The sequence below is a fragment of the Actinoalloteichus hoggarensis genome (assembly GCF_002234535.1).
In the GTDB taxonomy this organism is placed as follows: domain Bacteria; phylum Actinomycetota; class Actinomycetes; order Mycobacteriales; family Pseudonocardiaceae; genus Actinoalloteichus_A; species Actinoalloteichus_A hoggarensis.
On sequence record NZ_CP022521.1, the window covers coordinates 780,880 to 803,881 of the forward strand.

Consider the following 23,002-nt stretch of genomic DNA (forward strand, 5'->3'; position numbering starts at 1 on the left):
GGCGTGTATGACCCGAAGTCGGACCGGTGAGCCGTCGCGCAGGGTAGTCAGCGTTAGTCATGCCGCTCACCACACCTGTCGCCGCCGACGGCATCGTGTCGTCCCGAGCAGCCCGCCTCGGCGCGCGGGCGCGGTCCGGACCGATTCTCGTGATCGTGCTGTCGGCCGTCGTCCTCGTCCTCAACGTCGCACGCCTGATCGGCGACTCCGCGCTGGTCGACGCCAGCGTGTACTTCGGCGGTGCCCGGCTGCTGCTGGAGGGCGGCGATCTCTACGGGACGCGCATCGCCGCGCCCGGCATCGAACTGCCCTTCACCTATCCGCCCTTCGCCGCGCTGCTCTTCGTCGGCGTCTTCGCCGGATCGCTCCTCTCGGGCGCGTACCTGCTCACGGTGCTGGGCACGGGTGCGCTGTTGTCCACCCTGTTCCTCATCGCCCGGCGTTACGACCAGAGCCGGCCCGCGGCCCTCGCCTCGGCGGCCGCGTTCACCGCCGCCGCCACCTTCCTCGAACCCGTCGCCGAGACCCTGGACTTCGTCCAGATCAACACGGTCCTGCTCGGCATGGTGGCCTGGGACTGTCTCGGGCGAGCCGGACTGCTGCCGAGGGGACTGCTGGTCGGCCTGGCGACGGCGATCAAGCTCACCCCCGCCGTCTTCGTGCTGTTCTTCCTCGCCCGACGGGATTGGCGCTCGGTCGGCTGGACGGCGATCGGCTTCCTCGGCGCCTCCGGGGCGGGCTGGCTGGTCGCGCCCGCCCAGTCCGTCGACTACTGGTCCACCGTGCTCGCGGACTCCGGGCGGATCGGCGACCCCGCGTATGTGGGCAACCAGTCGCTTCGGGGGCTGTTCAGCAGGCTGGTGGGTGACGAGACCGTGGTGTCCGCCCTGTGGGTGCTGACCTCCGTCCTCGTGGTGACGACGGGCTGGCTGGTGGCGGCGCGACTGCGCGGCCTCGGACAGGACGTTCCCGCGCTGTGCGCGGTCGCGACCGTCGGACTGCTCGTCTCGCCGGTCTCCTGGTCACACCACTGGGTCTGGGTGGTGCCCGCACTGCTCGTGCTGTGGTCCAGACCCGCCGGGATGCCGCATGAGGTGTCCGCGCGGCCGCGCTCCTCGATCCCGGCCCCGCGCTCGGTGCGCTCCGACAGGCCGGCGGCGCCGCCCGCCGCGCTGACCGTGCGTCCGGCGGTGCCCCGTCCGTCGCCCTGGTCCGGCCCGGTGCTGCGCAGGCGCGGGCTGTGCCTGCTCGTGGCCGGCTACCTGATCGCCGGTGTGCACTGGTGGCTGCCGCACGAGCGCGACGACCACCTGGGGTGGAGCGGCTGGCAGCAGGTCCTCGGCAGCGACTACGTGCTCGCGGCGTTGCTCGGCCTGGGCGCGCTGGCCGTCCTCGCGTGGCGCTGGGGCAGACCGCTCGTCGACCCCTCGCAGCCGCAGGCCGAGCCGACGTCGCGGGCCCCGGCTGCGGAGCAGGCCCCGGCGGGGGAGCAGCAGGCGATGCCGGGGCCGGCGGAACGGGGCACGGCAGCGCAGGCCGCGGTGATCCACGAGGACGTCGTGGCGGACGCCGCGCCCGCGGGTGTGACCGCGTCGGCGGGCCGGGGCGGACCCGGCCGACCGGCGACGGACTCCCCCGCGGGTCGGGCAAGACCGGGCGGGCCGGACCAGAACGACCACGGCGTCGCCGAGTCCCCGCCGGACCCGGCGACGCCGGGGGCCGAGCCGGGCCGCCCGGTCGCGGCATCGGAGCCGCCTGCCCGACCCGCGACGCGCCGGGCGACTCCCGGACGTCCACCGGAGGCCTGATTGGGCGCCTGCGCCGGGGGCGGCCGTCCCGACGGTGCGGCGTCGCCACGGCCGTCGGCGCGTCGTCCTCGGCGCGGTCTCGGCGGTGTCCTCGTCGGCGTCCCGGGACGGCCTCGTCGTGATCGGCCGGCCGTCGTGCCGCCGGCGTCCGGGACTCCCGCGTCATCGCGGTGCGCCGATCCGGCGAGGGGTGCGGCGGAGGAGGAGCCGGACGCTCCGGCCGCGAGGTGGTACGGGATCGACTCCGCATGGGGCCGCCGGCGCCCGCCGGGGAACGTGTCGCACCGGAACGCCGCCGAGCGCCGAAGCGACCGTCGTGGCCCCGGCTGCTCGACGAGGGGCCCGCGAGGCCGACCGGAGACGGCTGTCCCACGCCCGCGCTACAGCCCGGACGAGGCGTCGCGGGATTCCGGCCGACTCGGCCGCCGGCTCACCTCACATCGAGCAGCCGGCGCCACCCGGCCGGAGATCGGGGCTCGGGCGGTTCGTCCTGGGTCCGATCGTGCTCCGGGGAGTGGTCAGGAGATCGGCGTCGCGACGACGATCCGGTTGTCCTCGTAGCCCAGCGCGCCGCCCTCCCAGCGTCCGCCGCAGGTCACCAGGACGATCCGGTGCGGGCCGTCCTGACCGAACAGCGCGGCCGCCCTGGCGGGCAGGTCGTCCTTGTGGACGGTGTGCACCTCCGACACGGCGAAGCGCCACGCTCGGCCGTTCTGGTCCATCACCGAGACCTCGCGACCGATCCTGGCGTCCCACAGCTCGGCGAACGGGCCGCGCCTGCCCTGCCAGTTCACGTGTCCGGCGAAGACGGCCGCCCCCGACTCGGCGCCCAGGCCGGTGCCCCACCAGGTCGCCTGGTCGATGCCGTCCGGGACCGGCAGCACCCGGTCCGGGCCGACCTCACGTCGGACGAGATCGGCGGTGCCGCCCTGCGGAAGCCGGATCGTGCCGGGACGCTGGGCCGCCTGGGCGGGAGCCTCCGGCGCGGGTGCGGCCTGCGGCGGGGGAGGCGGCGGGGGAGGCGGTGGCGGTGGTGCGGCCTGCGTCGTGACCTCCTCGGCCACGGCGTCGTCGGCCTGCTCGTCGATCGTCTGATCGCTCGCCGCCCGTTCCGGCGGCACACCGAAGCGCACCTCGGCCGCGCCCGGCATGGCGAGGTTGTGGCCCAGCACGTGGGACAGGGGCTGCTGGACGGGATGGGCGGTGCCGGGCACCTCCATCGCCGAGGGGCCGAAGAGCAACAGCCCGGCGATGCCGACCGCACCGCCGACGGCCGCCACCCCGGCCGCGCGTCGCCACGCGGCCGGGGTGGAGGAGTCAGAGCTCAAGGACACACGGACCGCCTACTGTCGTCGGCTGTCCCGTCCGGCGATCCTGCGATGCCAGACGAGTCCTGTCAGCGTAGCGCCGATCACCGCCAACACGCCCAGCCCGATCAGTGCGGCCGGGTTGGCCTGGTCGGTCGTGGCCGCCGCCGCCGACACGCCCTGACCGACGTCGCCCGCCGGGATGGTGCTCGGCACCGTCGGCGTCGGGTTCGGCTGGTTGGCGATGGACAGGCTGAGCGTCTGCCCCGGTTCCACGGTGCCGCAGGCGGTCGGCGGATCGTCCGGATCGAACTGCTCCTCGTATCCGGGTGGTGCCGCCGTCTCGATCAGACAGATGTCCTGCGGCGTCTGGAGATCCTCGATGACGGCGATCCCGTCGGCGTCGGTGACGACCACCAGCGGCTCGCCGTCCTCGCCGACCAGCGGTTCGCCGTCCTGGCGGATCGCGGGGGTCGACTCGTCGGCGCCGGTGATCCGCAGCGAGACGTCCGCGACGGCCAGACCGGTCGCGGCGTCCACCTTGGACACCTGGACGATGCCGGGTGCCGTCCTCGCCTCCAGCGCCGCCTCGACGGTCACGGTGTCCTCGCCGCCGGTGGTGACGACGCGCTGCACGTTGTTCGACGAGTCCGGGGGCACCCGCACCTGCGGCTGTGCCGCCGGAGTCTGCACGTTGGCGACCACGGACGGGTTCGGACCGGTGGGGATCACGTCGAAGACCAGCGGCGAGCCGTCCTCCGGCGTGTTCAGGTACTGCGTCGTGGTGCCGTCCTCGTCGCCTTCGAGGTCCTCCTCTTGGAGCAGGACCGTGCGCGGCGGCTCGGTGATCTCCGGCTGCGCCAGCTCGGCGTCGGTGAGCTGGAGTTCCACCGGGATGCCGCCGACACCGTCGTTCGCCGTGTTGAGAACCTCGATCTGCCAGGAGTCGGGCGTCCCGATGATCTGGTCGCCCTCCGGCGCGGTCAGGTCGACCGTCCAGGGCCCCCGGTTGACCTCGGCGTCGACCTGCATGTGATCGATCACGGCCCGGGTGGACTCGGGCAGCTCGTTGTAGTGGAAGTCGACGTCGTACCCGATGGTGGTGTAGCCGTTGCTCGGGTCGAGGTCGGCGTCGGTGCGCGGCGATGCCGTCCAGGTGTGCATCAGGTGGGCCAACGCGGCCGACTCGTCGTCCGACTCCGTGCCGCTGTAGCGCAGCAGGAGGTACGAGATGTTCGACGCGATCTCCGGCGCCAGCGGGTCGCCCCACTTGGTCAGCAGATCGTCGCCGTCCACGTACTCCTCGTCGGAGTCGGGGGCGCGGAACGCGTACTGCACGCACCAGACGTGCTCGCCGTTCCACAGATAGGACCCGACCCAGTCGTAGTCCTGCGGTTTGCCGTCATAGGGCTGAGGCGCGGTGCGGTGCCCGAGTCCCTCCTCCACCTCGGCGACCGCCGTGCCTGGCACGGCGGCCAGTCCTATGGCGGTCAGCATCGAGAGGCCGGCAAGACCGGCGACCAGTCTCCTCCGCATGAAATCTCCTTGGGTGCGCTGCTGGTCATGTCGTCGCTGATCGGTTCTCGCCCGTCTCACCGGGTGCAAGGCGGGCGGCGGGTTCGGGTCGTCGAGACGCCGAGTGGTCGGGCCCGCAGACGGGTGCTCGAAGGCGGGGATCGGTCGACGGCTCCGGCGAGCGAGTCGACACGCGACGTCACGATGCAGGGACGCTGTGATGCTCGTCTGGTTACTCGCCGTGTCACAAGCCGCCTTTAGGAGGAAGTTTCCCAAGATCGTGACTGGCTGCGCGTCATCGGCTCGCCCGAAGAAGTCACCATGATGGACGAGTAACGCCACGACCGGCCCTGCCTCGGCGGGCACCCAGCGCTGTTCGGCGTCCGCCCCGCAACGACGAGGTCACGGCTCGGTGACGTGATCCGCTTCGCAGACCTGCGGATACCGGAGGCTCGACTCCTCGAGACCCATGAGTAAAGTGGCTTTTACTCGAGAGCGGGAACCGGGCGGCAGGTTCGGCCGTTGAACCCGGTAAAGCGTGAGCACGTTCCAGGAGGACCAGGTGCGCACAACCAGCAATCCCGCGTTCCGCAACCTGCCCACGGGCGGCGGCTACGCGAACTTCGACAACTACCCGGGCGCCCAGACCCAGGGCTACGGGGGGCAGCAGGGTCCGCCCGCCGCCGCCGACCGGCCGATGACCATCGACGACGTGGTCACCAAGACCGGTATGACGCTGGGCGTCCTGGTCGTCACCGCCGTGCTGACCGCGGTGAGCCAGGCTTACTGGCTGGCCATCCCCGGCCTGATCGCCGGTCTGGTGTTGGGCCTGGTCAACGCCTTCAAGCGCAAGCCGAGCCCGGTGCTGATCCTGCTGTACGCGGTGGCCGAGGGCATGCTGCTCGGCGCCCTCAGCGGCATGGTCGCCACCTTCAGCGAGGCCGGTGGTGCGATCGTCGGACAGGCCGTGGTCGGCACGCTGGGCGTGTTCTTCGGCATGCTGGTGATCTACAAGACCGGCGCGATCCGCGTCACCCCGAAGCTCACCCGCTGGGTGGTCGGCGCGTTGATCGGCGTCGGCGTGCTCATGCTGGCCAACCTCGTCGCGGGCTTCTTCGTGCCCGGCGGCATGGGGCTGCGCGACGGCGGCACGCTCGCCATCATCTTCAGCCTGGTGTGCATCGGCATCGCGGCCTTCGTGTTCCTGCTCGACTTCAAGATGGCCGACGACATGATCCAGCAGGGCACCCCCTCGGTGTACGCCTGGCAGGTCGCCTTCGGCCTGACCATGACGCTGGTCTGGCTGTACATCGAGATCCTGCGACTGCTCTCGTACTTCAACGAGTAGGTCGCCCCGCGACGCCTGGGAAGGGCCGCTCCCGCTCGGGGGCGGCCCTTCCGTCGTCTCTCGGCGCTGTCGCGGCGATCGCGACGCCGAGGCCCTCGACGCGGTGGGCACGGGCGGCGGTCGCGGCCTCGTCCGGCGGCGTGCCCCGTCGTCGGGCGCTCGAACGGTCCGCGCCGACGCACACCGGCGGACGACGGGAGCCTGCCCCGCGTCCGCGTGGGCGAGATCAGGACAGGCGTTCGATCACCATCGCCATGCCCTGCCCGCCGCCGACGCACATCGTCTCCAGGCCGATCTGCTTGTCGTGGAAGCGCAGCGAGTTGAGCAGCGTCGTCGTGATCCGCGCGCCGGTGCTGCCGAAGGGATGGCCGACGGCGATGGCACCGCCGTTGACGTTGAGCTTCTCCAGCGGGATGTCCAGTTCCTGGTAGGAGGGGATGACCTGCGCCGCGAAGGCCTCGTTGATCTCCACGAGGTCGACGTCGCCGATGGTCATCCCCGCGCGGGCCAGGGCCTGCCGGGACGCCTCCACCGGGCCGAGTCCCATGATCTCCGGCGAGAGCGCCGAGACTCCGGTGGACACGATGCGGGCCAACGGCGTGATGCCGAGCCGCCTGGCCTTCTCGTCGCTCATGACGACCAGGGCGGCGGCCCCGTCGTTGAGCGGACAGCAGTTGCCCGCGGTGACGCGGCCGTTCGGCCGGAACACCGGCTTCAGCTCGGCGACCTTCTCGTAGGTGACGCCCGCCCTCGGGCCGTCGTCGGCGGTCACCACCGTGCCGCCGGGCACGGTGACCGGGGTGATGTCGGTCTTCCAGAAGCCGTTGATCCCGGCCTGCTCGGCGAGGTTCTGCGAGCGGACGCCGAACTCGTCCATCTCCTGCCTGCTCACCCCCTTGGCGAGGGCGAGGTTCTCGGCGGTCTGGCCCATCGCCATGTAGACGTCGGGCAGCTCACCCGAGGCCCTCGGGTCGCTCCACTGCTCGGCGCCCTGCTCGGCGGCGGCCTCGCCCCTGGCGATGGCGTCGGTGAACAGCGGGTTGATCGTGTCGGGCCAGCTGTCGGAGTTGCCCTTGGGGTAGCGGGAGACCGTCTCGACGCCCGCGCTGATGAAGACGTCGCCCTCACCGGCGCGGATGGCGTGCAGGGCCATCCGGGTGGTCTGGAGGCTGGAGGCGCAGTAACGGGTCACGGTGGTGCCGGGCAGGGTGTCCTGACCGAGCAGCACGGCGACGACCCGTGCCATGTTGAATCCCTGCTCGCCGCCGGGCAGGCCGCAGCCGAGCATCAGATCGTCGATCTCGGTCGGGTCCAGCTCGGGAACCTGGGCCAGGGCGGCGCGGACGATCTGCGCGGTGAGATCGTCCGGACGGAGGTCGATCAGCGAGCCCTTGCGGGCCCGGCCGATGGGGGAGCGGGCGGCGGCGACGATCACGGCCTCGGGCATGACGGAACTCCTTTGTCCCCGAAAGACGGTCCTTGTTACCGAAGAGTAGGACCTTTCTCGATCTCATGCCGTGACCGCCGTCACCAATCCGACCCGATCGGCGTCCGAGTCCGAGGCGGGCACGGCGGGCACGCCCGAACGCCGGTCTCCACTGGGCCGTCCGCCCGCGGTCGAGACACGAGGACCCGGCCGACCGGCTCGCCGAGACGACGCCCGCCGCGCGGCACACCGAGGACGCCCGCCGCCTGCCGGGCCGCCTCCGCACGCCCTCCCGCGTGTGTGCCCGCCGCCCGAGCGGGTCTCGCGGCTCCCGGCGGCACGGGGGTCGACGGCGTTGCCCGGGCGGGCGGCGGAACGGACACGGCGTTCAGCGGAGACGGTGCTCGACGGGCGCGGCGTTCAGCGGGGACGGCCGAGACGCCGGTTCAACCGCTGCACGATCCGACTCGTCGGCCGCCGGGCCTCCGCGGCCGACGAACGGATCGGCGACCGAGGCAGCGGTCCGCCGTCCCACACGCCTGCCGCGCTGCACAACGCGGGGAGCAGGATCGCCGCGGCCGCCTCGTACCCGGCGGCGGACGGATGGAAGTTGTCCGCGCTGAACAGCTCCGCGGGCCTGCTCAGGAACTCCGGGGAGAGCAGGTCCGCCAACGGAACCGGGATGCCGCCGGTCCGCTCCACCTCGATCCGCTGGCCCTTGGACAACGCCAGACTCCAGTTGCGGACGATGGCCCGCAGCGGCTGCGCGATCGGTCGGATGGCGCCCAGGTCCGGGCAGGTGCCGACCACGACTCCGACGCCCGCCTCGTGCAGGCGTTCGACGCCGACCCCGAGCAGGGCGATCGAGGTGCGCAGCGGCAGCCGCGTCGTGACGTCGTTCGCACCGATGATGATCAGTGCCACGTCGGGCGGGTCGATCAGCGCCGCGTCGATCTGCTTGGCGAGGTCCAGGCTCGTCGAGCCGCTGACCGCGTGGGTGCGCAGCAGCACCGGACGCTCCGACTCCTCGGCCAGCCCGATCGCCATCAGGACGCCGGGCAGCTCGGCGGCGACGGACACGCCGAGTCCCGCCGCGGAGGAGTCGCCGATCACCGCGAAGGTCAGGACGTCCGCGGCACGCGGGTCCGCCGCGAGTCCTCCTGAGTCGGCCTCGGCCGGCCCCGTGCGGCCCGACGTCACCAGCTCGGGCAAGCCGCCGCGGGCCGAGCCCGCCTTCGTGTTCGCGGTCGGATCGGCCGTCGGCCGCGGCGCGGGAACGGCGCCCTCTCTCGCCGGGCCGTCGGCGCCTCGCCGCCTGCCGTTCTCGTCATACGGTCCCGAGCCGTCGGGCAGGTAGAGCCCGTCGGCCTGAAGCGGATCGGTGGTCGGAATCCCGATCACCCGTCGTGCGAGTCGGGACTGCCCCGACAACAGCCCGTACGCGGCGCCCGTCAGTCCGCCCAGCGCCCCGGCCACGAGTGCGGCGCCTCGCACCACTCTCGGTGTCAACATCAACCAGCTCCCTGTTCCGGTCCTCTCCTGGCATCATCCCCGTTTCTCGTGCACCTCATCTGTCGTATCGATGAACACCCGGCCGACGTGCCGACCGGGCCGTTCGGCCGATTGCTCTAGGCTCGGCCCGATCTCGACGACGACGGGGAGGCTGCCTGCGATGGAGTACGCCGAGCACGTGACGGACCTGGTGGGAGACACGCCGCTGGTTCGATTGGGGGCGTTGTCCGAGGGCATGGAGCCGTTGGTCCTCGCCAAGGTCGAGTACTTCAATCCGGGCGGCAGCGTGAAGGACCGCATCGCCCTGCGCATGGTGGAGGCGGCCGAACGATCCGGCGAGCTGGTTCCCGGCGGCACGATCGTCGAGCCGACCTCGGGCAACACCGGGGTGGGGCTGGCGATGTTCGCCCAGCGGCGCGGCTACCGGTGTGTGTTCGTCTGCCCGGACAAGGTCAGCGAGGACAAGCGCAACGTGCTCAAGGCCTACGGCGCCGAGGTCGTGGTCTGCCCCACCGCCGTCCCGCCGGAGCACCCCGACTCCTACTACAACGTCTCCGACCGGCTGGTCACCGAGATCCCCGGTGCGTGGAAGCCCAATCAGTACGCCAACGTGGAGAACCCGGCCTCGCACTACGCGACCACGGGGCCGGAGCTGTGGAAGCAGACCGAGGGCCGGATCACGCACTTCGTGGCGGGCATCGGCACCGGCGGCACCATCTCGGGCACCGGCCGATACCTCAAGGAGGTCTCCGGCGGCCGGGTGAAGATCATCGGCGCCGACCCGGTGGGCTCCGTCTACTCCGGAGGGACCGGCAGGCCGTACCTCGTCGAGGGCGTCGGCGAGGACTTCTGGCCGACCACCTACGACCGCGAGATCTGCGACGAGATCATCGCCGTCTCCGACGGCGACTCCTTCGACGTGACGCGCAGGCTGGCCAGGGAGGAGGCGCTGCTGGTCGGCGGCTCCTGCGGCATGGCCGCCGCCGCCGCGTTGGAGGTGGCCCGCCGGGAGGGCCCCGACGCGGTGATCGTCGTGCTGCTGCCGGACGGCGGACGCGGCTACCTGTCGAAGGTCTTCGACGACTCGTGGATGGCCTCCTACGGCTTCCTGTCGCCCGACCACGCGGGCGCGACGGTCGGCGACGTGCTGCGCCGCAAGGACGGCACGATGCCCGACCTCGTGCACGCCCACCCGAACGAGACCGTGGCCGAGGCGGTGGCCGTGCTGCGCGAGTTCGGCGTCTCGCAGATGCCCGTCGTCAACGCCGAGCCCCCGGTGATGGCGGCCGAGGTGTCGGGCGCGGTCAACGAACGCGAGCTGCTGGAGGCCCTGTTCACCGGGCAGGCCCAGCTGGCCGACCGCGTCGAGCAGCACATGTCCAAGCCGCTGCCCACGATCGGCGCGGGCGAGCCCGTCGGCACGGCCATGTCGGCACTGTCCGATGCGGACGGTGCGCTCGTTCTGGTGGACGGCAAGCCCGCCGGCGTGGTGACGCGGCAGGACGTGCTCGGCTTCATCGCAGGTCGTCCGTGACCGTTTCCGTCTGCTTCGGCGCAATCCGTGACTGCGGGCAGGGGTCCATCGGTTACCGTAAGGGCGCTCGTCGTCGGCTGACGTCACACTGACGACGCCGTCGAGGGCTCGTGAACCCGACTTCGTAAACACCCTTAGGGGGTTGAACACCCGATGAGCGCTCCGCAGCCGCCCCAAGGCGCGCAGCCGCAGCAGCCCGGGCAGGGGGGCGAGCCCAGCCAGGGCCAGCCGTCCAACCCGACAGAGACACCGGCGGGCAACCAGGTCGTCTCGACGAACCTGGACTCGGGCGACGAGCCGGAGCGCACCACCGTCGTGCGCCCCGGACAGCAGCAGGCCGCTCCGGCCACTCCGGCGGGCGGCACGCCCGCAGGCGGCAACCCCGACGCCACCCAGGTGGTCCGGCCCGGCCAGGAGGCCGCCGGGGCGACGGGCAACCCGGACGCGACCCAGGTGGTCCGGCCCGGCCAACAGGGCTCGGGCGCCAACCCGGACGCCACGCAGGTCGTGAGCGGCGGCGGACAGCCCGGCCAGTACGGCCAGCCGCCGCAGGGCTACGGCCAGCCGCAGCAGTACGGCCAGCCGGGCCAGTACGGTCAGCAGCCGGGCCAGCCCGGTCAGTTCGGCCAGCAGCCGCAGGGCTACGGGCAGCCGCAGGGCTACGGCCAGCCCCCGCAGGGCTACGGTCAGCCCGGCCAGCCGCAGGGCTACGGGCAGCCGGGTCAGTTCGGGCAGCAGCCGGGCCAGCCGCCGCAGGGCTACGGTCAGCCGCAGGGCTACGGCCAGCCGGGCCAGTACGGCCAGCAGCCGGGCCAGCCGGGACAGCAGCAGTGGGGGGCCAACCCCTACGGCCAGCAGGGCGGCTATCCGCAGGCGTACCCGGCCGGTTCCGGGGTGCAGCTGCTTCCGATCGCGATGTGGGTCAGCGTCGGCCTCGGCGCCCTCGGCTTCGTGATCAACCTGATCACCTTCTTCCAGGTGCTCTCGCTCTCCTCGCAGATCGAGTCGAGCAGACAGCAACTGCGTGACCTGGGCATGGACACCGGGGACATCCCCGGGGCGGGCACCTACGTCTGGCTGCCGCTCGTGGCGATGCTGGGTTACGGCGCCCTCGCGGTCGGCGGCTGGTTCGCCGGTCAGGGCAAGGACTGGGGAAGACTGACCGCCACCGCGGGCGCGGGCGTGGTCGTCGTGGTCGCGGGCATCGTCGGCATGATCCTCGCACCGGGTATCAACATCATCAGCATCCTGTTCGGCGCGGCGCCGATCGTGCTCTGGTGGCTGCCCAAGACCGTGCAGGAGTTCAAGGTCAAGCAGCAGTTGAGCGCGCCGCCGCAGAGCGGCGGGTTCCCGCAGCCGGGCCAGGGCCAGGGCTACTGACCCGTCGGTTCCTCCTCTTCGGACGCTCGTGACGGCCGCCTGCCCCTCGGTAGGCGGCCGTCACGCGTCTCGGGTGCCGAAGCTTCGGCGAGCCGGATGCGGAACCGGATCTCCTCGGCCGTCCTCGCGGCTTCGGCGCAGCTCGGCTCGGTGCCGCCGGACCAGACGTCTCGGGCGGAGCCGCGCGGCCGCGCCGTCTCGGGCCGCCGCAGGAAGCACCGACGGCGGATCGACCTGCGCCTTCGCCACGCTTCCCTCGTCGGGTTGCTCCATTCAGCAGAATCGACGGCGTTACCCTTGACAGATGAGTCAGCCCAGCGTTGCGCGCCACGGGTTCGCCACCAACGCCATTCACGCGGGTCAGGAACCTGACCCGACCACCGGTTCGGTCATCGTGCCGATTCACGCGACCTCCACCTACGCCCAGGACGGCGTGGGCGGCCTGCGTGGCGGCTTCGAATACTCGCGCACCGGAAACCCGACCCGTGCGGCGCTGGAGGAATGTCTCGCTGCGCTGGAGGGCGGCCGTTACGCGCGCGCGTTCGCCTCGGGCATGGCCGCCACCGACACGGTGCTGCGGACGCTGTGCAAGCCGGGAGATCACCTGATCATCCCGGACGACGCCTACGGCGGCACCTACCGGCTCATCGACAAGGTCTTCAGCAGGTGGGGCATCACCCACACTCCCGTCCCGGTCGGCGACCTCGACGCGATGCGGGCGGCGATCCGGCCGGAGACCAGGGCGATCTGGGTCGAGACGCCGACGAACCCGCTGCTCAACATCGCCGACATCGCCGGGCTCGCGCAGATCGCGCGGGAGCGGGGCACGCGGCTCGTGGTGGACAACACCTTCGCCACGCCGTATCTCCAGTCCCCGCTCGACCTGGGCGCCGACATCGTGGTGCACTCCACCACCAAGTACATGGGCGGCCACTCCGATGTGGTCGGCGGCGCCGCCGTCACCTCGGACGAGGAGCTCGACGCCGAGTTCGGCTTCCTGCAGAACGGCGCGGGCGCGGTGCCCGGCCCGTTCGACGCCTGGCTCACGCTGCGCGGGCTGAAGACCCTGGCCGTGCGCATGGACCGGCACTGCGACAACGCGGAGCGCATCGTCAGCCTGCTGGTGAGTCACCCCTCGGTGAGCTGGGTCGGCTATCCGGGCCTGGCCGAGCACCCGGGCCACGAGGTCGCGATGAAGCAGATGCGGCGGCCCGGCGGCATGGTGTCGTTCCGGCTGACGGGCGGGGTCGACGCCGCGCTCGCGGTGTGCTCCCGGACCAGGCTCTTCACCCTCGCCGAGTCGCTGGGCGGGGTGGAGTCGCTCATCGAGCATCCCGGCCGGATGACGCACGCCAGCACGGCGGGCTCCCAGCTGGAGGTGCCGGACGACCTGGTGCGGCTGTCCGTCGGCATCGAGGACGCCGACGACCTGATCGCCGACCTGACCGAGGCGCTGGGCTGACGAGCGGCCCGCGGCCCGCCTGTCCCGGAACCTCGGGGCAGGCGGAGCCCGAGCCGCCGGGCAGCCGCACCGTGTCAGCCTGCCTCGGCGCGGCCTCGGGGCCTGCGGCCTCGCTCTGCGGCCTGTCGGACCGATGCCCCCTGGCTGGTCCTCACTGACCGAGGTCCCCTGACCGGGGCCTCTCTGACTGCGGCCTCTCGACGTGCGGCTTCTCGAGCTGCGGCCTCTCAGGGCAGGCCTGTCTCAGCGGACCGTGCTGCCCAGCCTGCGGGAGAGTTCGGTGGCGCCGTCCCGGACGAGACGCTCCCATTCCGGCCAGGCCTCCTCGCGGTGTCGAACGGTGGGCACCGAGATGCTCAACGCCGCGACCCACACGCCCGCATGGTCGGTCACCGGCGCGGCCACACAGCCGACGTCCGGGTTGGACTCGCACATCTCATAGGCCACCCCGGTCCGGCGCACCTCGGAGAGCTGGGCACGCAGCGCCGCCGCCGACGTGATGCTGCGCGGGGTCAGCGGGTGCAGTTCGTGGCCCCGGAGCAGCGCGTCGGCCTCCTCCGGCGGCAGCCCGGCGAGCAGCACCTTGCCGACGGCCGTGCAGTGCGCGGGCAGCCGCCTGCCGACTCCCGAGATCATCCGCACCGAGTGCGTGGAGTCGATCTTGCAGATGTAGACGACCTCCAGGCCGTCGAGCACCGCGACGTGCACGGTCTCGTCGCATTCGCGGGCGATCCGACGGGCGACGGCGTCGCCCTCGGTGGCCAGGTCGAGATCCTGCTGATAGCGCGCGCCGAGCTCCAGCAGCCGGAAGCCGAGCTTGTACTGCGTCTCGGCGCCGGGACGACGGTCGAGGTAACCCCGCGCGACGAGCGTGGTCACCAGCTCGTGCACGGTGCTGCGCGGCAGTCCCAGCCTGCTCGCGATCTCGGGGGCGGACAGCGTCGACCGCTCGCCGAGGAACAGCTCCAGGATGTCCGCCGCACGCATCACCGCGGGAACGTGTCGCGCCATATGTCTCTGTCCTGCCTTCCGCCTCGCCGACCGCTCCCAGGCTACCGAGGCGTGTTCGACTTCTCGGACGAGGACGGTCGAACGGCGGGAGCCCGACGGATTCGCGCTGCTCTATGACGTCCAGGTTGCGCCGCGATGCGTGGAATGTGTCCGAGCTGTCGAACCGATGCGGGACCTGCGGCCCTGCCCGCCCGACCCTTCCCGCGTCCCGCGGATCGCCGCCGGTTCACCTCGTACCGGGCCGGTGCGGCCCTGACGGGTTCCCCGTGCCTGGGCGCCGGCCGGCCGGGTGGCGCTGTCCGGACTGCCTCACTGGTGCCCGGCGACGATGCGTGACCGCGGCACCTCCCGGCGTCGAGGCGCCGTGCCGACGGGTGGCTCCTGGGGGTCGTGGGGCTCATCGGACGTCGCGCCAGGGCTAAGGGGTCGATGACCGGTCGGAGGTCTTCGCGATCCGGCCACCTGCCCGACCTGGAGTTGTGACGTTCCGTGGAGATTCGGGTGAGCCGTCGCGGTCAGGCCGGGTGCTGGGTCACAGATGTTGGAAGCGGTGGGTGACCGACGCTTACGGTCTGGCTTGTACGTCACGGTCCGGTCACGAGATAAGCGCGAAGCAGGAGCCCCGTAGGTGGGCGAGCCGGTCGGAATCCCCCCGCCGACCGAGTGGCTGTGCCGTTTCCCCGAGACGCAGGAAAGGTTGACCATGCCCCGTATTCTGAGGCAGCTCACCACCCAGGCGACCCCGGAGCACACCACCGCTGAGGCTCCCCGCACCACCCGTTCCTCCCGTCGTGGTGTGGGTAAGGCTGTGGTGGCGTCGGTGTTGGCGGGTGCGTTCCTGGTGGGTGGTCAGCCGTTGGTGGCTGGTGCCGCCGAGGGTGACACGCCGGAGAACTTCGTGGAGGTCCAGGAGGGTGCCGGGTCGGTGTTGCCTGCGTTCTATGACAATCCCGCGCGTGGGTTGACGTCGTTGGTGAACGAGACCAAGGCGGAGGCCGATCGCCTCGCGGCCGAGGAGGCCGCGGCGGCGGAGGCGGCGGCGCGTCCGGACTTCGTGAAGCCGGCGGAGGGTACGTTCACCTCTGGGTTCGGTGGTCGTTGGGGTACGACGCATTATGGTGTCGACATCGCGAACGTGATCGGGACGCCGGTGGTCGCGGCGACCGAGGGCACGGTGATCAACGCGGGTCCGGCGACCGGGTTCGGTCAGTGGGTTCGGGTCCAGGCCCCGGACGGCACGATCACCGTCTACGGGCATGTGGAGTCCTTCACCGCCGCGGTCGGACAGAAGGTCGCCGCGGGCGATCAGATCGCCACGATCGGTAATCGTGGTCAGTCCACCGGCCCGCATCTGCACTTCGAGGTCCAGGTCGGCGGCCAGAAGATCGATCCCCAGCCCTGGCTCGCCGAGCGCGGCATCACCCTCCAGTAAGAACCGCCCGACACAGCCACACACCCCACGCGCCCGCCAGGTTGCCCTGGCGGGCGCGTCGGCGTGTTCCACCGGCCTTCGTCGCTCGGCTACGGCCGGGCGGGATCGACGCGAAGAACCGGCGTCACCTCGGAGCGGCGCGGACCTGCCACAGCCCGCTTGGAGACGGACGGTCGCGCCCGCGGGCCCGACCGCACTCATCGAGCGGGCACACACGGCCCCGTGAGCGCCCGCGACATGCGGAGGACCGCCGAGCCGAATGGCCAGGCGCCCGAACCGAACCGCGAAGACATACCGATGAGCGGCCCCACGGGCAGCGCCGCACAGGGAGCCGCTCGGTCAGCCACGCGGTTCACACGGGCAGGAACAGCACCTTCTTCAACGCGGGCGGTCGGTCGGCGAGCAGGGCCATGCCGCGCGCGTAGTCGGTGAGCGGCAGGCGGTGTGACACCAGGCTCGGCAGGTCGAGGACGCCCGTCCGAAGCTGGTCGATCGCATGCGACCAGGCGGCGGGCCCCGCGCCGAAGACTCCGCGCACGGTGAGCTGCTTCAGCGCGAAGACGTCGGGGTCCATCTCGATCGTCCCGGTGCCCGCGATGCCCTCCAGCAGGACGGTGCCGCCGCGGCGGGCGAGGTCGAACGCCAAGGGAACCATGACGGCCGCGCCGGTGGCCTCGAACACGAGGTCGGCGCGGCCGTCGACGGCCGCGAGCCCGCCCGCGTCGCCGGAGCGGACGCAGCGCGTGGCGCCGAAGGATTCGGCGAGGGCGAAGTGCTGGTCACCGCGTCCGACCACGGTCAACGACGCGGGGCGATAGGCGGCGAGCATCTGCACGGCCAACAGGCTGAGCGTTCCGGTGCCGAGCACGGTGACGTGCCCGCCGGGCCTGGGCTGCGCGGCGAGCAGACCCGCGGCGACGCAGGCGGCGGGTTCCAGCAGGGCGCAGTCGGCGAGTTCGGTCCCCGGTGGCAGGGCGGCGGGCAGCAGGTGCACCAGCCTGCTCGGCACCACCAGCAGGTTGCTGAAGGCGCCGGGGTGGGTGAAGCCCGTCTCGGCGTAGTCGGCCGTGCACAGGGTCGGCTCGCCCGCACGGCAGCGCACGCACACCCCACAGGAGCGAAACCCCTCGGCGACGACCGCCGCGCCGACGGGCAGACCCTCGACGCCGGGCCCGACGGCGGCGATCCGGCCCGCCCATTCGTGGCCGGGGATCACGGGATACCGGACGTAGGGCGCGGGCCTGCGTCCCTCGAACAGTTCGACGTCGCTGCCGCAGACGCCCGCCGCGGCGACCTCGATCAGCACCTCGCCCGCGTGAGGGGCGGGGACCTCGTGCTCGATCAGTCCGTGCCGTCGGGGTGCCTCCACCCGTACCGCCGCACAGCGGCGTGACGCGGCGTGGCCGACGGTGTGCGGGGTGGTGTCCGCGTCGCTCATCGGACTCTCGCTTCCTTCTTCGACGTGAGACGGCGTGGTCCGGACGTGCCCGGCCCGCGGGCGCGAACCGCGCCCGGGAGGTGATCGTGGTCGACCCGACGGCCGCCCCGGTCGCCGAGGGCCTCCGGGCATGCCTTCGAAGGAGATCACAGGACACGGCGGAAGTGAAGTTCGAGATATCGAACGTGCGACGGCTATTCGACGAATCGGCCCGACTCGGTGTCCGGATCGGCCCCATGAGGCCGAAGTCCGGAGCGACGGTCGATCGTCCGAGAGGCGACTGACCAGGCGCGGTAGGGGTTGACGACCTCGCCGTCTCGACCGTAACTTCGTGTTCGGCTGGACAGATATGGTCCGAAATATCGAATGGATGCCTGTGGTGACTCCCGACGAACCCCGTTCGACCCCGCAGCCGTCGCCCGCGTCGGCGTCGCTGACCCGACTCGGCTATCCCGTGGCGGACAACGGACTGCCCTCCTCACCGGCGAGCTTTCCCGACGGCGGCGCCTTCCGGGTGGAGATTCCGTCCGTCGAAGGACCCGCGGCGCTGACCGCCGTGCTCGACGAGGCCGCCGCGCGCTCCGTGCCGATCCACCGGGTCAGCCAGGGCAGCGGCGTGATGATGCAGACCGACGCCGAGATCACCGAGATGGTCCAGGCCTGCGACGCCGCGAACATCGAGCTGTGCCTCTTCCTCGGACCGAGGGCGAGCTGGGACGCGGGCGGCGGTCGCTTCACCCCGGCCGGGAACCTCGGCCCCAGGGCACGCGGCGCCGAACAGCTCCAGCAGTCCATCGAAGACGCGCTGCGCGCCGTCGAACTCGGCGTGCGCTGCCTGCTCGTCGGCGACGAGGGGGTGCTGTGGGCACTCCACCGGATGCGCACCGCGGGTGAGCTGCCCGCCGAGCTGACCCTCAAGGTGTCCGCGCTGATCGGACCCGCCAACCCGGCGTCCTTCGCCCTGTTCGAGAACCTCGGCGCCGACTCGATCAACGTGCCGGGAGACCTCACCCTCGCCCAGCTCGCCGATCTGCGCGCGGCGGGCCGCAGCGCCATCGACTTCTACCTGGAGTCGCCCGACAACCTCGGCGGCTTCGTCCGGCACTACGACGGCCCCGAACTGGTCCGCCTCGTCGCGCCCGTCTACCTGAAGTTCGGCCTGCGCCTGGCCCCCGACGTCTACCCGTCCGGCGGCCACCTGCGTGCCGTCGTCGAGCAGTCCGCCCGAGAACGGGTCCGCCGCGCCGAACTGGGCCTGGCGCTGCTGGAGCGGCGCGGGCTGCTCGACGCGATGTCACCGCTGGGCAGCAGGCTCATGGGACCCCTGAGCCGTTTCGAGCCCGCCCTCGCGAACCCGGCGGTCCAGAGATGACCGGGCCGGCGGTGAGCAGGCGCGGCCTGCTCACCGGCGTTCTCGGACTCGGCGCCCTCGGCGCGCTGTCGGGATGCAGCGCCCGCACCTTCTTCGGCGGCCCCGAGGCCACCATGCGGTACTGGAACCTGTACGCGGGCGGCGACGGCGTGATCATGCAGGAGATGCTGGACGGCTACCGCGCGGCCCACCCGGACGTGTCCCTGGAGGACGTGACGCTGGAGTGGGGCGAGCCGTACTACACGAAGCTCGCGATGGCGGGCGCCGGACAGCGTGCCCCCGACGTCAGCGCCCTGCACCTCGCCCGACTCGGCGGCTACGCCCCCGCCGGACTTCTCGACCCCTTCGACGACGAACTCCTCGCCGAGGTCGGCATCCGCGAGGAGGACTTCCCGCCCGAGTTGTGGCGTCGCTCCCAGCACGACGGGCGCATGTTCGCGATCCCCTTCGACACCCACCCGTTCGTCCTCTACTACAACCTCGACGTCTGTCGGGAGATCGGGCTGCTCGACGCGAACGACGAGCTGCGTCCGCCCGAGGGACCGGCGGCGGTCATCGAGGCCTTCACCGCCGCGCGCGAGGTCACCGGCAGCCACGGCCTCGCCGTCGAGACCGTCGGCGCGAACTGCATCACCCCGTGGCGGCTCTGGTACACGCTGTACCGCCAACTGGACGGGGAACTGCTCACCCCGGATCTCCAGGCCTCGGCGGTCGACGACGACAAGGCTCTCGAAGCCCTGGACTTCATGCGGCAGATCACCGAGAGCGGCGGCGCCGCCCGCGAGATGGACATCAACGGCTCGGTGGCCATCTTCGGCAACGGTCAGGCCGGCTTCCACATGAACGGGGAGTGGGAGCTGACGACCTTCCGGACCACCGGGGTGCCGTTCAGCATGGCCCGCTTCCCCAAGGTGTTCGACACCGACGTCGCGCAGGCCGACTCGCACGTCTTCGTGCTGCCGCATCAGAGCGACCGTTCCGACCGGGAGCACCAGCGGCAGATCTACGAGTTCATCGCCTACATGCTGCGCGAGAGCGCGGCCTGGGGCGCCAGCGGGCACATCCCCGCCTATCAGCCCGTCGCCACCAGCCAGGAGTTCCTGTCGATGCGCCCGCAGGCGCTCTACAGCTCGGTCGCTCAAGACGTCCAGCTCGACCCGCCCGTCTGGTTCGGCGGCTCGGCCTCGCTGCTGTGGATCGAGTTCGGCTCCGCCTTCTCCTCCGTCCTCACCGGTCGCGCGACCCCCCGCGAGGGGCTCGACGGCGCCAAGCGCGCGCTGCAGCGACTGCTCGACACCCCTGACCCGACTCGCTGATCACCTATCGGAGGTACGGCCATGGCAGTGCGCAGCGTCGCGCGCCCGAGCCGTCGTGACACGCCCGCGTCCCGCCCCGACGGGGCCCCGCGACGTCGTCACGACTGGACGGGACTGCTGTTCGTGCTCCCCTTCCTCGTGTTCTTCGTCGCCTTCCTCGTGTGGCCGCTGCTCGCAGGCCTGGGGACCGCGACGACGAGCGCGGGGCTGTCCACCTCGGGCGAGTTCGTCGGACTCGACAACTTCATCGACGCCCTGCGCGATCCCGACGTGTGGACCTCACTGGGCAACACCCTGTGGTTCACCCTGCTGAGCACGCCGATCCTGGTGCTGGTGGGTCTGGTGCTCGCCCTGCTCGTCCATCAGCTCACCCCGGCCCGCTGGTTCTGGCGACTGTCGTTCTTCGCCCCGTTCCTGCTGCCCTCCAGCGTCGTGGCCCTGATCTTCGTCTGGATCTTCCAACCCGACTTCGGCATGGCCGACGGGATGCTGGCCGCGATCGGGCTCAACCCGGGGATCGGCTGGCTGAGCGATCCGTCCATGGCGATGTTCTCCATCGTCCTGACCACGACCTGGTGGACGGTCGGCTTCAACTTCCTGCTCTACCTCGCGGCCCTCCAGTCGATCCCGCAGCACTTCTACGAGGCGGCGGCCATCGACGGCGCGGGCGACTGGCGGCGGCTGTGGAGCATCACGCTGCCGCTGCTGGGGCGGACCACCGGCCTCGTCGTGGTGCTCCAGCTGCTCGCCTCGCTGAAGGTGTTCGACCAGATCTACCTGATGACCAGCGGCGGGCCGGGCACCTCGACCATCCCCGTCATCCAGTACGTCTACGAGATCGGCTTCACGAACTTCCGTGTCGGCTACGCCTCGGCGATCTCCTACCTCTTCTTCGCGCTGGTGCTGGTGATCGCCCTCGTGCAGCTCCGGCTGTTCGGCAACCGCAAGGAGTCCGACCGATGACCGTCGACGCAGCCCCCGTGGACCGTCCCGCCGACGACTCGGGACTCGATCGGACCCCCGGCGCCGCGCCGCCGCGCCGCAGACGCCCGTTCCGTCCGGGCATGATCGCGTTATTCCTGGTGACGGCCGCCCTCGCCGTCCTGTGGCTGATGCCGTTGGCCTGGGCCCTGTTCACCTCTCTCAAGCCGGAGGGCGAGACCACCGCGATCCCGTTGCGCTGGCTGCCCACCGAATGGACGCTGGCCGCCTACCGTGCCGTGATCGGGGGCAGCGACGTCGGTCTCTGGATGTTCAACAGCATCTTCACCGCGACGGTCACCACCGTCCTGGTGGTGCTGGTCTCCAGCATGGCGGCCTACGGCTTCGCCAGGACGACCTTCCCCGGCCGGAGGCTGCTGCTGGCACTGACGGTGATGGGCATCATGGTCCCGCCGCAGGTGCTGATCGTCCCGCTGTTCGCCGAGATGGTCGCCCTCGGCCTCGTCGACACCTACTGGGGCGTGATCCTGCCGCAGGTGGTGGCGCCCGCGATGGTGTTCATCATGGTCAAGTTCTTCCAGGGCCTCCCGCACGAGTTGGAGGAGGCCGCGCACATGGACGGCGCCAGCCGATGGCGAATCTACTGGCAGATCATCCTGCCGCTGTCCCGTCCGGTGCTGGCCGCCGTCTCGATCTTCACGTTCATCAGCACCTGGAACAACTTCCTGTGGCCGTTCATCGTCACCACGGACCCGAACGCGATGACGCTGCCTGTCGGCCTGATCGCCGTCGAGGGCGGCTTCGGACTCCGCTACGCCGAGATCATGGCCGCCTCCGTGATCGCCGCACTGCCGTTGTTGATCATCTTCGTTCTCTTTCAACGCCAGGTCGTGCGCGGTGTCGCGCACACCGGTCTTTCCGGCCAGTAGGCCAGAACCGACCCGCTGGAGATGGATTCCCGAAGGAGTGAAGACATGACAGCAATGGAGAGACGACACCATCGCCGATCACGCCGCGCCGTCCGCCCCGCCACCGTGCTGGCCTGCCTGGCGATGCTCGTCGTCCCGGCGCTGCCCGCCGCCGCCGCGGATCACGGCCGACCGTCCGGCGACGTCTCGACCGCCGCGCGCGGCGATCAGCGTGATCTCGACGCCGAGATCGACGCGCTGCGGGACACCCCGGACCCCGGCCCGCAGCAGGGCTACCCGCTGCCCGGACTGGTCACCGGCGATCTCCGCGCTCACGACCCGTCCATGATCCGTACCCCGGAGGGCTACCGCCTCTTCGCCACCCACGACGGAATCCAGCTGCGGACCTCACCGGACCGCGTCGACTTCCGGCGCAACGCCGCCGCGCTGGCCTCCATCCCGCAGTGGGTGTACGACCGGAGCCCGGGCGGGGACGTCTGGGCGCCGGACATCTCGTATCACGACGGCACCTACTGGCTGTACTACGCGGCGTCGACGTTCGGCAGCAACAACTCGGCCATCGGCCTGGCCACCAGCACCAGCGGGGAGCCCGGCAGCTGGCGGGACCGAGGGGTCGTCTACTCGACGAACTCCGGCTCCGACCACAACGCCATCGACCCGTCGCTGCTGGTCGCGAACGGAAACTGGTGGTTGTCGCTCGGCTCGCACTGGACCGGGATCAAGATGATCCGACTCGACCCGGCCACCGGGCTGCGGCATCCGACCGACCGCACGGTGCACAACCTGGCGTCCCGGCCGTCGGCGGGCGGTGCGATCGAGGCGCCCTACATCCTCGAACGCGGCGGCGACTACTACCTGTTCGTGTCCTTCGATCGGTGCTGCGCGGGCACCGACAGCACCTATCGGATCATGGTCGGCCGCGCGGACAACCCCACCGGCCCGTACTACGACCGCAACGGCACGCCCATGACCAGCGGCGGCGGCACCCAGATCCTCGGCAGCCACCAGAACATCATCGGCCCGGGCGGGCAGAGCGTGCTCCGCGACTCCGACGGCGACCTGCTCGTCTACCACTACTACGACGCGAACAACTCGGGCATCGAACGGCTGGGAGTCAACCTCCTCGGCTGGGATGACCAGGGTTGGCCGTACGTCTACTGATCTCGGCGCGGGTGCGGGCAGCCTCGGTGCGGCCCGCACCCGTTCCGCGTCCGCCCCGATCCCGCATCACCGGCGCCACGAACACCGAGCACCGAGCACCGAGCACCAC

General features: G+C 71.5%; 17 protein-coding genes. 11 read left to right on the forward strand and 6 right to left on the reverse strand.

The annotated features are described in order from the left end of the window. Positions 1–59: 59 nt before the first annotated feature. Positions 60–1,808 (forward strand): glycosyltransferase 87 family protein, encoded by a 1,749-nt coding sequence (locus AHOG_RS03645; protein ID WP_093940096.1) that lies wholly within the window; start codon positions 60–62, stop codon positions 1,806–1,808. A 518-nt stretch (positions 1,809–2,326) separates the two neighbouring features. On the opposite strand, the gene AHOG_RS03650 is transcribed toward AHOG_RS03645, so the two are convergent. Next, positions 2,327–3,142, reverse strand: a complete 816-nt coding sequence (locus AHOG_RS03650) for a class F sortase (RefSeq protein ID WP_245856543.1) — start codon at positions 3,140–3,142, stop codon at positions 2,327–2,329. A 9-nt stretch (positions 3,143–3,151) separates the two neighbouring features. Continuing rightward, a complete protein-coding gene (locus AHOG_RS03655; RefSeq protein ID WP_093940097.1) occupies positions 3,152–4,651 on the reverse strand; it encodes an MSCRAMM family protein in 1,500 nt (499 codons plus the stop codon). Positions 4,652–5,192: 541 nt separating this feature from the next. On the opposite strand from AHOG_RS03655, the gene AHOG_RS03660 reads away from it, so the two are divergent. Next, a complete protein-coding gene (locus tag AHOG_RS03660) occupies positions 5,193–5,978 on the forward strand; it encodes a Bax inhibitor-1/YccA family protein (protein ID WP_093944119.1) in 786 nt (261 codons plus the stop codon). A gap of 226 nt (positions 5,979–6,204) precedes the next feature. Here AHOG_RS03660 and AHOG_RS03665 read toward each other — a convergent pair whose 3' ends face one another. Together AHOG_RS03665 and AHOG_RS03670 are read right to left on the reverse strand one after the other, a co-directional pair. Next, positions 6,205–7,425 carry an acetyl-CoA C-acetyltransferase gene (locus AHOG_RS03665; RefSeq protein ID WP_093940098.1) on the reverse strand — a complete coding sequence of 407 codons (1,221 nt, stop codon included), beginning with the start codon at positions 7,423–7,425 and terminating at the stop codon, positions 6,205–6,207. Between the two features lie 399 nt (positions 7,426–7,824). Next, complete coding sequence (locus AHOG_RS03670) at positions 7,825–8,916, reverse strand: SGNH/GDSL hydrolase family protein (RefSeq protein ID WP_245856544.1); 1,092 nt, start codon at positions 8,914–8,916, stop codon at positions 7,825–7,827. Positions 8,917–9,076: 160 nt separating this feature from the next. Here AHOG_RS03670 and AHOG_RS03675 point away from each other — a divergent pair, with 160 nt between their 5' ends. The 3 genes from AHOG_RS03675 (at position 9,077) to AHOG_RS03690 (ending at position 13,292) form a co-directional block, all read left to right on the forward strand. Further along, positions 9,077–10,450, forward strand: coding sequence for a cystathionine beta-synthase (locus AHOG_RS03675; protein ID WP_093940099.1), 1,374 nt, complete (start codon positions 9,077–9,079; stop codon positions 10,448–10,450). Positions 10,451–10,603: 153 nt separating this feature from the next. Next, a complete protein-coding gene (locus AHOG_RS29725) occupies positions 10,604–11,830 on the forward strand; it encodes a hypothetical protein (protein WP_245856545.1) in 1,227 nt (408 codons plus the stop codon). Positions 11,831–12,134: 304 nt separating this feature from the next. Then, positions 12,135–13,292: a cystathionine gamma-synthase gene (locus AHOG_RS03690; protein WP_093940101.1), complete on the forward strand. Its 1,158-nt coding sequence runs from the start codon at positions 12,135–12,137 to the stop codon at positions 13,290–13,292. A 243-nt stretch (positions 13,293–13,535) separates the two neighbouring features. Here AHOG_RS03690 and AHOG_RS03695 read toward each other — a convergent pair whose 3' ends face one another. After that, the gene (locus AHOG_RS03695; protein WP_093940102.1) at positions 13,536–14,303 is read right to left on the reverse strand and encodes an IclR family transcriptional regulator; all 768 of its coding nucleotides are present in this window, start codon (positions 14,301–14,303) and stop codon (positions 13,536–13,538) included. A gap of 703 nt (positions 14,304–15,006) precedes the next feature. Here AHOG_RS03695 and AHOG_RS03700 point away from each other — a divergent pair. Then, positions 15,007–15,735, forward strand: coding sequence for a M23 family metallopeptidase (locus AHOG_RS03700; protein ID WP_093944121.1), 729 nt, complete (start codon positions 15,007–15,009; stop codon positions 15,733–15,735). A 352-nt stretch (positions 15,736–16,087) separates the two neighbouring features. Here AHOG_RS03700 and AHOG_RS03705 read toward each other — a convergent pair whose 3' ends face one another. Continuing rightward, positions 16,088–17,173, reverse strand: a complete 1,086-nt coding sequence (locus tag AHOG_RS03705; RefSeq protein ID WP_093940103.1) for a zinc-dependent alcohol dehydrogenase — start codon at positions 17,171–17,173, stop codon at positions 16,088–16,090. A 370-nt stretch (positions 17,174–17,543) separates the two neighbouring features. Here AHOG_RS03705 and AHOG_RS03715 point away from each other — a divergent pair, with 370 nt between their 5' ends. Genes AHOG_RS03715 through AHOG_RS03735 form a run of 5 tightly spaced genes read left to right on the forward strand, consistent with a single transcriptional unit; the run spans position 17,544 to position 22,893 of the window. Continuing rightward, complete coding sequence (locus tag AHOG_RS03715) at positions 17,544–18,545, forward strand: hypothetical protein (protein ID WP_093940105.1); 1,002 nt, start codon at positions 17,544–17,546, stop codon at positions 18,543–18,545. After that, entirely contained in the window at positions 18,542–19,861 is a 1,320-nt protein-coding gene (locus AHOG_RS03720; protein WP_245856546.1) for an extracellular solute-binding protein, read from the forward strand. Before AHOG_RS03715 ends, AHOG_RS03720 begins: the two co-directional genes overlap by 4 nt. 21 nt (positions 19,862–19,882) lie before the next feature. After that, entirely contained in the window at positions 19,883–20,824 is a 942-nt protein-coding gene (locus AHOG_RS03725; RefSeq protein ID WP_093940106.1) for a carbohydrate ABC transporter permease, read from the forward strand. Beyond that, a complete protein-coding gene (locus tag AHOG_RS03730; protein WP_093940107.1) occupies positions 20,821–21,732 on the forward strand; it encodes a carbohydrate ABC transporter permease in 912 nt (303 codons plus the stop codon). The genes AHOG_RS03725 and AHOG_RS03730 overlap by 4 nt, the downstream gene beginning before the upstream one ends. A 45-nt stretch (positions 21,733–21,777) precedes the next feature. Then, positions 21,778–22,893: an arabinan endo-1,5-alpha-L-arabinosidase gene (locus AHOG_RS03735; RefSeq protein WP_245856547.1), complete on the forward strand. Its 1,116-nt coding sequence runs from the start codon at positions 21,778–21,780 to the stop codon at positions 22,891–22,893. Positions 22,894–23,002: the final 109 nt, after the last annotated feature.

Excerpts from the sequence above, each read along its gene's own strand:
- AHOG_RS03645 (WP_093940096.1), top strand. The coding sequence starts at position 60 with ATGCCGCTCACCACACCTGTCGCCGCCGACGGCATCGTGTCGTCCCGA.
- AHOG_RS03655 (WP_093940097.1), bottom strand. The coding sequence starts at position 4,651 with ATGCGGAGGAGACTGGTCGCCGGTCTTGCCGGCCTCTCGATGCTGACC.
- AHOG_RS03665 (WP_093940098.1), bottom strand. The coding sequence starts at position 7,425 with ATGCCCGAGGCCGTGATCGTCGCCGCCGCCCGCTCCCCCATCGGCCGG.
- AHOG_RS03670 (WP_245856544.1), bottom strand. The coding sequence starts at position 8,916 with ATGTTGACACCGAGAGTGGTGCGAGGCGCCGCACTCGTGGCCGGGGCG.
- AHOG_RS03675 (WP_093940099.1), top strand. The coding sequence starts at position 9,077 with ATGGAGTACGCCGAGCACGTGACGGACCTGGTGGGAGACACGCCGCTG.
- AHOG_RS29725 (WP_245856545.1), top strand. The coding sequence starts at position 10,604 with ATGAGCGCTCCGCAGCCGCCCCAAGGCGCGCAGCCGCAGCAGCCCGGG.
- AHOG_RS03690 (WP_093940101.1), top strand. The coding sequence starts at position 12,135 with ATGAGTCAGCCCAGCGTTGCGCGCCACGGGTTCGCCACCAACGCCATT.
- AHOG_RS03695 (WP_093940102.1), bottom strand. The coding sequence starts at position 14,303 with ATGGCGCGACACGTTCCCGCGGTGATGCGTGCGGCGGACATCCTGGAG.
- AHOG_RS03700 (WP_093944121.1), top strand. The coding sequence starts at position 15,007 with ATGCCCCGTATTCTGAGGCAGCTCACCACCCAGGCGACCCCGGAGCAC.
- AHOG_RS03705 (WP_093940103.1), bottom strand. The coding sequence starts at position 17,173 with ATGAGCGACGCGGACACCACCCCGCACACCGTCGGCCACGCCGCGTCA.
- AHOG_RS03715 (WP_093940105.1), top strand. The coding sequence starts at position 17,544 with ATGCCTGTGGTGACTCCCGACGAACCCCGTTCGACCCCGCAGCCGTCG.
- AHOG_RS03720 (WP_245856546.1), top strand. The coding sequence starts at position 18,542 with ATGACCGGGCCGGCGGTGAGCAGGCGCGGCCTGCTCACCGGCGTTCTC.
- AHOG_RS03725 (WP_093940106.1), top strand. The coding sequence starts at position 19,883 with ATGGCAGTGCGCAGCGTCGCGCGCCCGAGCCGTCGTGACACGCCCGCG.
- AHOG_RS03730 (WP_093940107.1), top strand. The coding sequence starts at position 20,821 with ATGACCGTCGACGCAGCCCCCGTGGACCGTCCCGCCGACGACTCGGGA.
- AHOG_RS03735 (WP_245856547.1), top strand. The coding sequence starts at position 21,778 with ATGACAGCAATGGAGAGACGACACCATCGCCGATCACGCCGCGCCGTC.